At 49.6% G+C, this 11906-nt stretch carries 14 protein-coding genes; 9 read left to right on the top strand and 5 right to left on the bottom strand.

Annotation, left to right across the window (positions count from 1 at the left end; all coding sequences use genetic code 11):
- Together IV54_RS10595 and IV54_RS10590 are read right to left on the bottom strand one after the other, a co-directional pair.
- Positions 1–226: AzlD domain-containing protein (locus tag IV54_RS10595; RefSeq protein ID WP_083488582.1), on the bottom strand; the 226-nt coding region annotated here is incomplete at its 3' end.
- Positions 217–921, bottom strand: coding sequence for an AzlC family ABC transporter permease (locus IV54_RS10590; protein WP_057879292.1), 705 nt, complete (start codon positions 919–921; stop codon positions 217–219). The genes IV54_RS10595 and IV54_RS10590, both read right to left, overlap by 10 nt.
- Positions 922–1100: 179 nt before the next feature.
- Between IV54_RS10590 and IV54_RS10585 the strand changes: the two genes are divergently transcribed.
- Positions 1101–1340 (top strand): MerR family transcriptional regulator, encoded by a 240-nt coding sequence (locus tag IV54_RS10585; protein ID WP_164479007.1) that lies wholly within the window; start codon positions 1101–1103, stop codon positions 1338–1340.
- A 507-nt stretch (positions 1341–1847) separates the two neighbouring features.
- Here the strand turns inward: IV54_RS10585 and IV54_RS10580 are convergent.
- Together IV54_RS10580 and IV54_RS10575 are read right to left on the bottom strand one after the other, a co-directional pair.
- Positions 1848–2573, bottom strand: coding sequence for a DUF4811 domain-containing protein (locus tag IV54_RS10580; RefSeq protein ID WP_057879290.1), 726 nt, complete (start codon positions 2571–2573; stop codon positions 1848–1850).
- On the bottom strand, positions 2573–4057 hold the full coding sequence (locus IV54_RS10575) for an MDR family MFS transporter (protein ID WP_057879289.1): 1485 nt from the start codon (positions 4055–4057) through the stop codon (positions 2573–2575). Before IV54_RS10575 ends, IV54_RS10580 begins: the two co-directional genes overlap by 1 nt.
- Positions 4058–4319: 262 nt before the next feature.
- Between IV54_RS10575 and IV54_RS10570 the strand changes: the two genes are divergently transcribed.
- From IV54_RS10570 to IV54_RS10540, 7 genes are all read left to right on the top strand, one after another.
- Positions 4320–4721, top strand: a complete 402-nt coding sequence (locus IV54_RS10570; RefSeq protein WP_237756720.1) for a MerR family transcriptional regulator — start codon at positions 4320–4322, stop codon at positions 4719–4721.
- 529 nt (positions 4722–5250) lie between these two features.
- Positions 5251–5814, top strand: coding sequence for a GNAT family N-acetyltransferase (locus IV54_RS10565; RefSeq protein WP_057879288.1), 564 nt, complete (start codon positions 5251–5253; stop codon positions 5812–5814).
- Between the two features lie 145 nt (positions 5815–5959).
- Positions 5960–6859 carry a cation diffusion facilitator family transporter gene (locus IV54_RS10560; RefSeq protein WP_057879287.1) on the top strand — a complete coding sequence of 300 codons (900 nt, stop codon included), beginning with the start codon at positions 5960–5962 and terminating at the stop codon, positions 6857–6859.
- A gap of 42 nt (positions 6860–6901) precedes the next feature.
- On the top strand, positions 6902–7549 hold the full coding sequence (locus IV54_RS10555; protein ID WP_057879286.1) for a metal-dependent transcriptional regulator: 648 nt from the start codon (positions 6902–6904) through the stop codon (positions 7547–7549).
- 79 nt (positions 7550–7628) lie between these two features.
- Complete coding sequence (locus IV54_RS10550) at positions 7629–8420, top strand: threonine/serine exporter family protein (RefSeq protein ID WP_237756719.1); 792 nt, start codon at positions 7629–7631, stop codon at positions 8418–8420.
- 12 nt (positions 8421–8432) lie between these two features.
- Complete coding sequence (locus IV54_RS10545) at positions 8433–8882, top strand: threonine/serine exporter family protein (protein ID WP_057879285.1); 450 nt, start codon at positions 8433–8435, stop codon at positions 8880–8882.
- 99 nt (positions 8883–8981) lie between these two features.
- Positions 8982–9647 (top strand): phosphatase PAP2 family protein, encoded by a 666-nt coding sequence (locus IV54_RS10540; RefSeq protein ID WP_237756718.1) that lies wholly within the window; start codon positions 8982–8984, stop codon positions 9645–9647.
- A 524-nt stretch (positions 9648–10171) separates the two neighbouring features.
- Here the strand turns inward: IV54_RS10540 and IV54_RS10535 are convergent.
- On the bottom strand, positions 10172–10966 hold the full coding sequence (locus IV54_RS10535; RefSeq protein WP_057879283.1) for a lp_1002 family arylesterase: 795 nt from the start codon (positions 10964–10966) through the stop codon (positions 10172–10174).
- A gap of 128 nt (positions 10967–11094) precedes the next feature.
- Between IV54_RS10535 and IV54_RS10530 the strand changes: the two genes are divergently transcribed.
- Positions 11095–11625: a GNAT family N-acetyltransferase gene (locus IV54_RS10530; RefSeq protein ID WP_057879282.1), complete on the top strand. Its 531-nt coding sequence runs from the start codon at positions 11095–11097 to the stop codon at positions 11623–11625.
- Positions 11626–11906: the final 281 nt, after the last annotated feature.

The following is an 11906-nucleotide window of genomic DNA, read 5'->3' as shown; positions in this document are numbered from 1 at the left end:
TGGCAGCCCAGAGATTTTCCCAGTTCACAGTCGCCAGGTGGCCAGGATGGGCAACGAAGAGGCCCTGACAGGTGAGAGCGGTCATGATGGTAATCGGGACAAAGGTGAGGAAGCTCAGTAGCCAGTCGGGCATCTGGAGCTGTTTAACGAAGACGAACGGCAGGACCCGGGACAAGAGCGTTACCGCGGCACAACCGAGAATGATCCAGAGTTCCGTTAACGACATTTCTTCATCTCCATTCCAAAGAGGCAACCGGCCGCGGTGGCGACAAGCAGAGCCATATTTTCACTGATCAGGCCAATCGCGAAGTAGTAAATGAGGGCGACGAAGGCCATTACCAAGAGTTGCAGGCGGACTCCCAACTTACGATCACTGATGAGTTGGAGATAGACCAGCCCAATGAACATGGCTGTAAGAGCGAAGTCGAACCCGAATTGGTCAGGGTTCTTAATCAAGCCGCCTAAGTAGGCACCTACTAGGGTTGCGCCCCCCCAGACTAAGTAGGCAATGAGGTTGGCGGCCGACTGCCAGGCAAAGCTGAGTTTACCCGCGGTGTGGTTTTGTTTGTTCATGGCCAGGGCAAAGGTTTCGTCGGTCACCAATGACCCCAAGATAATATTGCGGGTCAGTGACTCGTGTCGAAAATATTGAGCCAGACTGGTACTCATGAGAATCATCCGGGAGTTAACCAGGAAAGTGGAGAGGATGATTGAAGTAATGGGATCCTGGGCCAGCAACATACTCGTAATAATGAACTGGGCGGACCCGGCATAGACAATAAAGGAAAGTCCGGCGACCATCCAGAGTCCCAGGTGGCTGGTGTGGGCCACGATGCCAAAGGCTAGGCCCACACCGATATACCCAAAGACAGTCGGGAGGACGTCCTTGATTCCAGTCCTAAAAGTTAACGAAGAATCCATCCAAACACTTGCCTTTCGTCATTAAAAATAAGTTGATTTCTCTATTTTAGCGCTGTGACGCGGGCCCGTAAACCACTAATCCCGGGCAAATGATCAGTGGCGGAAACAAAAGGTTGCTTTTTAGGATTGGCGGTTGTATGATACTCTCATCAACCACGAGGAAAGCGGGGGGAAAGATGATGGAGATGAACTTAACTGAACTGGCTCGGACCACGAATGTGGACGCCAGTCGAATTCAAGAATACGTTGCCATGGGGCTCTTAGGCGCTGACCATTCCACAACGGCATTCGATGATTCGGACATGTATTGGATCGATATGATTCAATGTTTTCAGGATAACGGGACGTCTTTAGAAGACCTATCCGGATTAATGCCACGGTGTCGCAAGGCACAGACGCGGTTAACACAAGTGAACTAAATCTAAGCTTGGTATTCGGCATAGGAGTACCCCTGAAATTGCAGCCCTCGTGGACTGCAATTTTTTTGTGGGTTGAGAAGGTAGTGTCGTAGGTCAGAAGGCTGCCTGCGGCTGCCAGAGATTCCACCTGCTGTGGGGACGCTTCAGCCCCTTGGGCTTCTCGCTCGATTTGAAGCCACGAAGGTCGCGTGTCTTCAAAGTCGCCCGTGGTGTAGGGCCGAGAAACCCACTCGGTCCAACGCCACCTCCACGGCCGGCTCCATCTCTGGCCTCCTCCGGCTAGGTGGTGACATGGCAATACTGGTGGCGGTCAATAATTGCTAATGACGAGTTACTGGCCGGGGTCCAGCATTTGCGTTCTCCGGGTTAGCTAATGCTACTGGAGTTGGGCAGTGGTAGCACACGCCTTGTACATAATTATTCTGGTAGACGCTCTTGTTTTGAACGCCAATTTAGACCATAAAAAAATCGCCATCCTCTCTGGAATGGCGACTTTTTGCGGTTATCCTAGTTAGCCTTAACTTGCTTGATCAGCTGCTGCATTGCTTGCGCTTTGTATTCAGCTGCTGCGGCTTGGGTAACCTTCTTCTGTTCTGCTGCGGACATCGTTGGGTTCTTGGTCATAGCGGCCATCACCTTAGTTTTCACGTAGGTCGTTGCGGCGGCCTTTTGCTTGGCTTGGAAACTCTTGGAGCTGGCCATCTTCTGAAGCTGCTTAGCCTGAGTGGTACTGAGAACCGTCCAGGACTTGTTCAGGTAGATCGTGTTCGTTTCCTTCACGTACTTGTGACCATTACCGGTCAGACCGAACCAGAAGCGGCTAGAGCCGTTCTTGAACTCACGGTAGACCTTTTTCGTCACAATCCGGTTGGTTCCGGAAGTCCGCTTGACGATGTTGGTTGTCGTCACTTTAGCGGCGGTGTGAGTGGCTTTCTTGGCGTTAGCACTCGTCTTGTAAACGTAGACCCGGTGCTTGTCAGCCGTTCCGACTGATTGGTAAATCATCATGGGCATCTGCTTAGAAGGTGAGGCAGAGTAAATCTTTTGCGTACTTGTGGTCGATTCGTTATGCAGACCGAAGTGGTAATGGTCATTGCGAATCATGAAGAAAATACTGGTCAGTAACGATAAGATGGCGAGGCCAGTTAAGAGGTTGCTGACGGTTCGATTGTCGATATAGATAAAGAAGATAAACGCGAGAACCGCGGATAATGCGAGCGTGACTAAAATCATTAGGCGGCACCTCCTTGTTTAGTATCCTCGTCCGCTAAGCGAACGGAGCGGTTACTCCCCTTTAAGAAGAAAGCAACAAAGAGCGCGACAACACTAAAGCCAATGGCGATTCCGAATGCGGCATGGTAACCGGATAACGTGGCGTCGATGGCACCCTTGGCATAGCTCAGAGGGTTCGTTGTCAAGACGTGCTTAGCAGGCATACTGTTCTTGGTGACGTTGGTCAAGACACTGACCAGGATGGCCGTCCCCACGGAACTAGCCACTTGCCGTTGCGTGTTGTTCACAGCGGTCCCATGACTAATCATGTTAGCAGGTAAGGCATTCATCCCAGCAGTTGTGGATGGCATCATCACCATGGCAATCCCGAACATCCGGATAGCATAGAGGACCACGATGTAAACCGTCGAAGTATCCTTGGTAATCCAAACGAATGGTAAGGTCCCGACAGTTAGGAGGAACATCCCCAGCGTTGCCAGGTGCTTGGCCCCGAAACGGTCAAAGGCCCGGCCAGTAATTGGGCTCATGATCCCCATCATTAAGGCCCCAGCTAACAGTGTCAGGCCAGAGTGGAAGGCGGACATTCCCTTAACCATTTGAAGGTAAAGTGGGATAACCATTTCGACCCCAACCATGGCCATGTTAACCACGGAACTCAGGATAGCGGCGATCGTAAATTCTTTAGACTTGTAAACGCGGAAGTTTAAGAATGGTTCGTCCATGACGAGTTGACGCCAGACAAATAATCCCACGAAAACAAAACCGATAATTAAGGTTGAGAGGACGGTGAGACTTCCCCAACCGTCGTCCCCAACGGATGAGAAGCCGTAAAGCATACTCCCGAAACCAATCGTTGAGAGAATGGCGGACAGCACATCGAGTGGAGACTTGTGCGTTTCCAGCACGCTTCGCATGATCCAGAAGCTGGCAAGAATGACGATGGCTACGATAGGAATAATCATCCCAAAGAGGTCACGCCAAGACCAGTTGTCGATCACCCAACCGGAAAGGGTCGGTCCAATAGCTGGTGCCAGACCGATAACGATTCCGGCCAGGCCCATGGCAGTCCCACGCTTGTTAGCAGGGAAGATGGTCAGCATCATCGTTTGCAGCAGTGGCATGGAAACCCCAACACCGACGGCTTGAATCAGACGGCCCGTCAGCAGCATGGGGAAGTTAACGGCGGACCAACACGTGATCGTACCGATTAAGAATGTTGACATGGCTGAGATGTACAGCCATTTGGAACTGAAAGTCGTGAGTAACCACGCACTAATTGGAATCATAATCCCATTGACCAGTAAGAAACCGGTCGTCAACCATTGAACCGTTGATGTCGAAATATCAAACGTCTTCATCAGAGTTGGAAAAGCGGTGGTTAAAATTGTTTGGTTTAAAACGGTACAAAACGTCCCCACTAATAGGAGGATAACCAGCAGTGAGCGGTTATAAGGTTTGCCGTTGGTATCAAGTGCATTACCCAAGTGAATTCCCTCTTTTTTCTAAAATTAAGTCTGAGAACTACTATACTCATGAAAACATTCTTTGTCAACTAGCTTGACATACATTTCAGAATATATATACTGTTTGGAGAAAAGAGAACATTGGGATAAGATTACTTCACAAAAATCACAAGCGCTTTCATCGTGATCAGCAGGCTATTTTCACGGAAGCAAGGCTAACAGAAGAAAGTGGGCGATAAGCATGATTCACGAGGATGCGGCAAAATTATTTAAAAAAATTCCAATGGAACAAATTGTTTTAGGAATTGGTGATGTTGCCAAGGCAACAGGGGTCTCACAGAGTCAGATCCGCTATTGGGAACGGAAAGGCTATATTGAAAGCCAGGTCGTAGAAGACGGCAAGAATCGCAAGTTTTCCTATAAGACACTGCTCAAGGTGCAACAGATTAAGATGTACATGGATGATGGCTACACCCTAGTGGCGGCGGTTAAGCAGGCCAAACAACGCGGGACATTCCTCGATGGTCTACGTTCCTTCTTTGAAGAACGCTTCGTTCATATTGAGTTAGTGGACGATGACATTCAGATTAATCTGGGAGTCTTTGATCCGGAACCTACGAAGGACCTGGTGGCGGAGCGAATTGCAGGCAAGTGGCATTTTAAGCTGATTGCGCACGAGAAGTAGGGGCAAACCGTTGTGTCTCACCGTTAACAATGGTAATCTGAAGGCACGGGAGGAACTTAAGGCCCCGGGCAGAAAAAACTTTCGATACCAATCGATCTTCTGGCTGGATTGGTGGTCAATCATGTTGTTGACGTGTTGTGAAACCAGGCGAATAACCATGAGTAATAGCGCGTTTATCTCGCGCCTAGACTACGTTAATGAATGTTAACGTAAGCGATCGTGAAACTAAAACGACGTGTTTTTGGAAAATTGATGTATTTTGATTTTTCGCTCGCCCGGAGCGGCTCCCGTGACGGCTAGTCAAGTTTAGAAAGTTCTTGACTAGTCGTTTTTGTGTGGTGAAAAATCTCTGAGAACATGGCGAAATTATTAAAATGGTAAAGTCGGGCGCCACAAGGGATTTCTCGCGACGGTTACGGTCAGGCAAAATAATTCTAAAAAATGTGAATCAAGATTGTTGTAATTTATTTTTAGCATGGTAATATAACAAAATCGCTTTAAACCAAAACTATGAAGGATGGTGTTATACATGCTGTTACGACAAGCTACTATGGCTGACTTACCACAAATTGAATCGATTATCCGTGATGGCCGTGAGTTATTGGCGGCGCAATCCATTGATCAGTGGCAGGGAACTTATCCCAACACGGCCGTTATGGTCGACGACATTCACCAGGGGTGGACGGTCGTCTTGGAAGAGAATGACGAGATTTTAGGAACTGCCGCCGTCATTCCCGGAATTGATGTGAGCTACGAACAGATTGAAGGGGCTTGGTTGACCCAAGATTCGCCATACTTGGCTATTCATCGTGTCGCAGTATCCAGCCACCATCATGGTCGCGGCCTCGCCGGGGAACTCTTCCAACGGCTCTTTGCTCAGGCTGACCAGTCAGCGGACATCGAAAGCATTCGGATTGACACGCATCCTGATAACCGAGGCATGCAACACGTTATCAAGAAGAATGGCTTCACTGAAACCGGTAAGGTGGAACTGAAGGGGATGGACTTGCAGGGGGTGAAGGACTTCGCTTACGAACGTCTGACTGCCAATGTAAAGCCAGCTCACTTGAACCAAGCAGTCTTTACTAAATAAATCATATTATATATAGAAGGATTGTTACCAAGTTAATCTTGGGGCAATCCTTTTTACATAGTCGGGTCGCGCCAAAAGGACCTTTTCATTCTCCCTAAACTCTGCGATAATAAGACGTAGCAGAGGTAAATTGGGGTGACAAGAAGTGACACAAAATGGATTGACGGGTGGCCGTTTCTTGCTGGTCACCGTACTCAACGTGGTCATTACGGTTTTTGAACTCATTGGCGGACTATTCTCCGGCAGTCTTTCGCTATTGTCTGACGCCTTTCATAACCTGGGAGATGCGTTGTCCGTGGTCCTGAGTTACGTGGCACATCGGATCGGCGGGCGACAACAGAGTCGGACCAACACCTTCGGTTATCGTCGGGCAGAAATCTTAGCGGCTCTGTTGAACTCAGGAATTTTGATTATCGTCTCACTGGTTTTGGCAATCGAGGCCGTTCGGCGGCTCTTGCATCCAGAACCCGTCAAAGGGGATATCATGTTGTTGGTGGCGGTGATTAGCTTTGCGGCTAACTTACTGTCAACACTGCTCCTGAACAAGGGTGCCAAGCACAATCTCAATATTCGCGCAACGTACTTGCACCTGTTGAGTGATGCCTTAGCTTCAGTCGGGGTGATTGTCGGGGCTATCCTGATTACCATTTGGCAAATCAGTTGGGTAGATCCGGTGATTACGATTATCGTGGCTGGGTACATCACGTGTGAGTCATGGCCAATTATCAAACAGACCTTTAAGATTCTGATGGAAGCTGCACCAGACTTGGACTATGAGGCCATCGCCCATGATATTCTCCAGTTACCCGAAGTTGAAGGGGTCCATCATATTCACGCGTGGTTGATCGACGAAAACAATATCGTTTTCTCCGTCCACGTGAACATGGATAATCTCCCTTTAGCCAAGATTGAACCCACGTACCGGCAGATTGAGAAGCTCCTCTGTCATCGATACGGGATTAACCATGTCACTGTGCAGGCTGAATGCCGCCGGGGGATGGGAACGGACCTGATTCATAAAACAAATGATTGGCGCCATGAGTAGGGCAGTTGTTGTTCGGAACGTAAATTAGATGAGGTGAACAGTATGACTCCGATGAAGGAGGATTATTTAAAAATTATTTTCGAACTAGGTGGTCGGCAAAAGAAAGTTTCCAACAAGCAGATCGCAATTAGTTTGAACATTGCGGCCGGTTCCGTGACCGAAATGGTGAATAAGATGGCAGCCGAAGGATTGGCTGAACACACACCTTATGCTGGGATTTCATTGACTAGCCGTGGCATTCGTTTAGCCGAGGACTTGGTCAGAAAACACCGGATTTGGGAAGACTTTCTGGTGGAAAAATTAGGCTATGCCCTGCCTGATGTGCACGACGAGGCCGAGGTCTTGGAACACGTGACGAGTCCTAAACTTATCAATGCCCTGGACGACATGTTGGGTAATCCGACGCATTGTCCGCATGGTGGGGTTATTCCCGATCGCCTGGGTCACTATCACGAGGACAGCCACACGGTGCTCAACGATGCCGAAGACGGCAGCGTGGTAACGGTGGACCGGTTCATCGACAACCATGATCTCCTGACTTACCTGGGGGATCTGAAGTTGGATATCGGTGACCAACTGAAGGTGCTCAAACACGATCCATTTGAAGGTCCCGTGACGGTCCAGAACCTCACGGACAATGCCGAACTCATCGTGAGCTACAAGGCGGCCCACTACATTTTTGTGAAATAAACATTTGGGAGCGAAGAGGCCATCTTCGACTCCTTTTTTTGTCACTCAGATATTCTCGCGGGGCGCGGAGTGTCGTATAATGAATGAGACAATGTCATCGACAGGAGGGTCTGCGTTGAGTAGCCAGAAGAAAAGGGACCAATTAATCTTACATACGGCGCTAACGGCAGGCCGCATCATGATCGAGAATGGATCGGAAATTGAACGAGTTGAAGATACCATGACTCGAATTGCCCACAATGCGGGGGCCGAGACGAGTCAACTCTTCGTGATGATTACCGGAATTCTCATGGCCATCAACGGTGAGGTCGGTGCGCAGATTCAACCGGTCAAACGGCGCACGTTTGATTTGGAAAAGATTGCCGTCGTCAACCAGCTCTCTAGAGAATTTGCGGCCCACGACATCACGTTGCGGCAGTTTGCCGACAAGTTGGACCACCTTGACAGTGAAACGAAGTACTTCCCAATGTGGGCGCAGTTACTGGCTGCCGCAATGGTCAGTGGTCCCTTGGAAGTGGTCTTTCGGCACAACCTTCATGATTTTTGGATCTCATGTTTCGTGGGGATGATTGGCTGGCTAGTCTTCTACCTGCTGAATAAGTTCATTCAGATTCGGTTTTTGTCAGAATTTGCTGGCGCTGCCACGATTGGGATCTTGGCGGTCTTTGCCGTCCATCTTGGTTTGGGACTCAGTGTCGATGACATCATTATCGGTGGGGTCATGCCGCTGGTTCCCGGGGTACCGATCACCAACTCGGTGCGAGATGTTCTGGCCGGTAACCTGGTGAGTGGACCAGCCCGAGCAGTGGAAGCCTTGGTGAGTGCCGCCGCCATTGGATTTGGGATCGCCATGGTCCTGCAGTTCTTATAAGGAGCGATCGACATGACATTATTAGAGTTTTTTATCGAGGTCGCCGGGACTTATGTGTCGACACTGGCCTTTGGGGTCTTAATCAACATCCCTAGACGGGCGTTAAACTTTGGCGGTTGGATCGGCGTTCTCGGGTTTTTACTGTACCGGTTCACCGTGTTGAGTGGTGGCGGCTACGTGGTCGGCAACCTGCTAGGAGCCTTTGCCATTGGGGTGGCTTCCTTGCAGGCAGCCCGGATTAAAAAAATGCCAATGATTCTCTTCAATATTCCGGCGTTGGTACCGCTGGTTCCTGGGGGCCAAGCTTATCAAATGATTAAGAATTTCGCCCTGGGTCAGAATGCCACCGCTTTTGTCTTCATGATGCAAGTGGTGATGATCTCCGGTTCTATCGCGTTTGGGTTCCTCTTATCGGAACTGGTGAACCGGGTCCAACAACGTGCTTGGCGGCATCGGCGCTAGGCAAATCCCTAGCCCCCTCTAGAAATCTAGACGGGAGGTGGTATACTCATTGCTAGGGGTTTCCCAGAATCGGGTAAGACGAAAGGAATTACAAACATGATGCTATTTGATCGAGACCGGGATCGGCCGTGGAAGTTCACACTTGCCACCGTCCTCTTCCTGGTCGTTGCGTTTTTCGTAAAGGCGCAGAATGCCTATGTGAGCTTCTTGGATTCATCGATTGTCGATGTCATCCAGAAGAACCAACCAGGTTGGAAAACGCTACTTTATCGGGGAGTGACCAGCCTAGCGGAACCCAAGTTAGCTATTATTTGGGTCTTGGTGTTGGCATTCTTCCTTTGGGGCTTTAAATTTAAGATTCCAGCACTCTGGTGCTTGGCAACGTTGGCTGGTGGGGATGTCATCGCATCACTTATCAAAAAAGTTGTGGCACGACCAAGACCCGCCGCGCATCTGGCCATTGATGATGGGTTTAGTTTTCCTAGTGGCCACGTGTTTGGCACGTTCCTGGTCATCGCAATGATTTGGGTGATTCTCATTCCGATGATTGGCAAGGCCTGGAAGGCTTGGTTGCTCCGGCTGGTCTTGATTATTTGGATGGCTATCGTGATGATCTCACGGGTTTATCTCAATGCCCATTACCCAACAGATACGATTGGAGCAGTTCTGCTGGCTTACCTGTGGTTACAGGTGGCTGAAGGACTCTACATTCGGTTTGCACCGATGATGCAGGGATGGCCGTTACTGAAGCGTTCCGAGATCTAACCCTTCTACCAGATGGTCAGGTGGGTTAATGACTGAATAAACTAAAAATAGAGCACATCAACAACTAGTTATTTTGGTTGTTGGTGTGCTCTTTAATTTGTTGATGATTTTGAATTGGCCGCCTGCGGCTGCCAGGGATTCCGCTTGCTGTGGGACGCTTCAGCCCGGTGGGCTTCTCGCTCGATTTGAAGCCACGAAGACCACGTGTCTTCAAAGTCGCCCGTGCTGTATACTAGCCTAAAACGCTAGTTAACACCACCATCCCTGACTTCCTCCGGCTAGGGTAGTGGTTCGTCGCTCATGTGTATGAATCAAGTGAAGTAAAAAATAATCGACACCGTGTGGTGTTGATCATTTTTTGTTATCTCTGTTTCAGTTAGGTGTTGTCGGCAATATGACTATAAAGCGACAGTCAAAGCCAAGCTTATAGACTCGTGTTTTTCGAGGCTTCAAGTTGTGCTCGCACCGTTCCAGCCCATATCTACAAGCCGGTAAGGCGGCCATTAGCGCAACAGTAGATAATGTTAGTCGAGTTCGTCCAACCATTCTTGAGCCAGGTCCATCCAGTGGGCCACGTGAGGTAAGGCAGTTCCTGGTTTCCAAGCCGTCACTGAATTCGCCAGTGCGAGGCCGTGTGGGCCGTGGTGGAAAAGATGGAGCTCGGTGTCCACACCTTGGGCAATAGAGGCCTGAGCGTAGGCTAGGGCGTTCTGAACGGGTACTAACGGGTCAGCCGCAGTGGCCCAGACAAAAGTCGGCGCATTCTGTGCGGTGACTTGTTGGTCAGCCGCAATCTTTTCCGGGTCGTCGGTCCAAGCATCTAGCATGGTGGGATCGGTTGGGAATCCTGCCTTAGGCGTGATAACCGGGTAGCCTAAGATGACCGCCTGTGGTTTTAGTGCCGCTGTTGGGACGCCAACTCGTTTTGCAAAATCAGCCATATGCCAGAGATCATTGTAGAGGGCGACAATGTGGCCCCCAACTGAGAAGCCAGCAATTGCAATGCGCTTGGTGTCAATCTGCCAGTCAGTCGCGTATTCTCGCAAGCTGGCCACCGTCTGAGCCAGTTCGATCACAGGGGCTGGCAAGAGAGGGTGCTTTTCGGCGACGAAACTATAGCGGAGAAAGAAGGTCTGATAGCCACGAGCCGACCAGGCCAGTGCTAAGTCTTCAGCCTGTTGTTCGGGGATGTGGGTGTAGGACCCACCGGGAACGATAATCATGGCCGGATAATGCTGGGGTGTCCCCGCGTCCTGGCGTAAATACCCCTGTAGATAGGCGTTGGAGTCCGATGACAAGGCTTGTTTGATAATTTTCATTGCGAAACCTCCTGTTTTCAGTCATGATAGGGACAACAAACCGAGCCTGTCTTAGGCCGGGCTTGCGAAGCTAATTGCATTTATTGTAACGCACTTCAACGAGTGACGGAAATGAGGAGGGTGCAAGCATGATTGTAGAAACGAAACGTTTGATCGTTAGACCGGTAACCGACAGCGACCGTCAAGCATATGGTGAACTTCTCTCAACACCTGAGGTTGCGTCACCGGCCGGGCAGAGTATGGCCCCACCCGCCAAACAACTAGATAGCTGGTTTCAAAGTGAGAAGGCCACGGGCATGGCGTTTGCCATGGTAGATAAGGCCACAAACCGCTATATTGGGTCAATCGTGTGGTATCCGGTCGTAAATGAAAAAGGCGAACCAGATGAAACGCGGCGTGAATTAGGCTACCTGATGTTACCAGAGTACTGGGGGCAAGGTCTGATGACGGAAGCTTTGCGAGGCAGTATACAGGGTGTTCGTGAACATTATGCAGGAATACGGGAAATCCAGGCCTCTGTTCTGAAAAGTAATACGCGATCTTTACATGTTTTGGAAAAACTAAATTTCCGAGTGGTGGATCCGGAGGTTAGCTTGCCCGTGGGGGAGAGCTTGACCCCAAAACCACAAGTTTTATTGGCATTTAGCCTCGATTTGTAAGAAGAAAAACAATTTGCGCTCACACCAAATTAACCTTGCAAAATCAGATAGCGGTAGCTATACTACAATGTGTTGATGAAAAGGGTACCGCTAATAATATTTATTCATCCGTAAAAAGGCGGTTTTTACGGTGGCGAATGTTGGGAGCAAAACCAATCGCAGTCTGTGATTCGGTGGGGTGACCGCATTCAAAGTTCTGAGACCGCCATAGCAACGTAAAGCGTTATGAAGTGCTTTCAATGGTTTAGTCATGTGCATTTCTTCACCATGGTGAAAAGTTA

The sequence above is a fragment of the Levilactobacillus paucivorans genome, from assembly GCF_001437125.1.
In the GTDB taxonomy this organism is placed as follows: domain Bacteria; phylum Bacillota; class Bacilli; order Lactobacillales; family Lactobacillaceae; genus Levilactobacillus; species Levilactobacillus paucivorans.
Note: the sequence above shows the minus strand (reverse complement) of the source record. Positions and strands in the feature narration are given on the sequence as shown.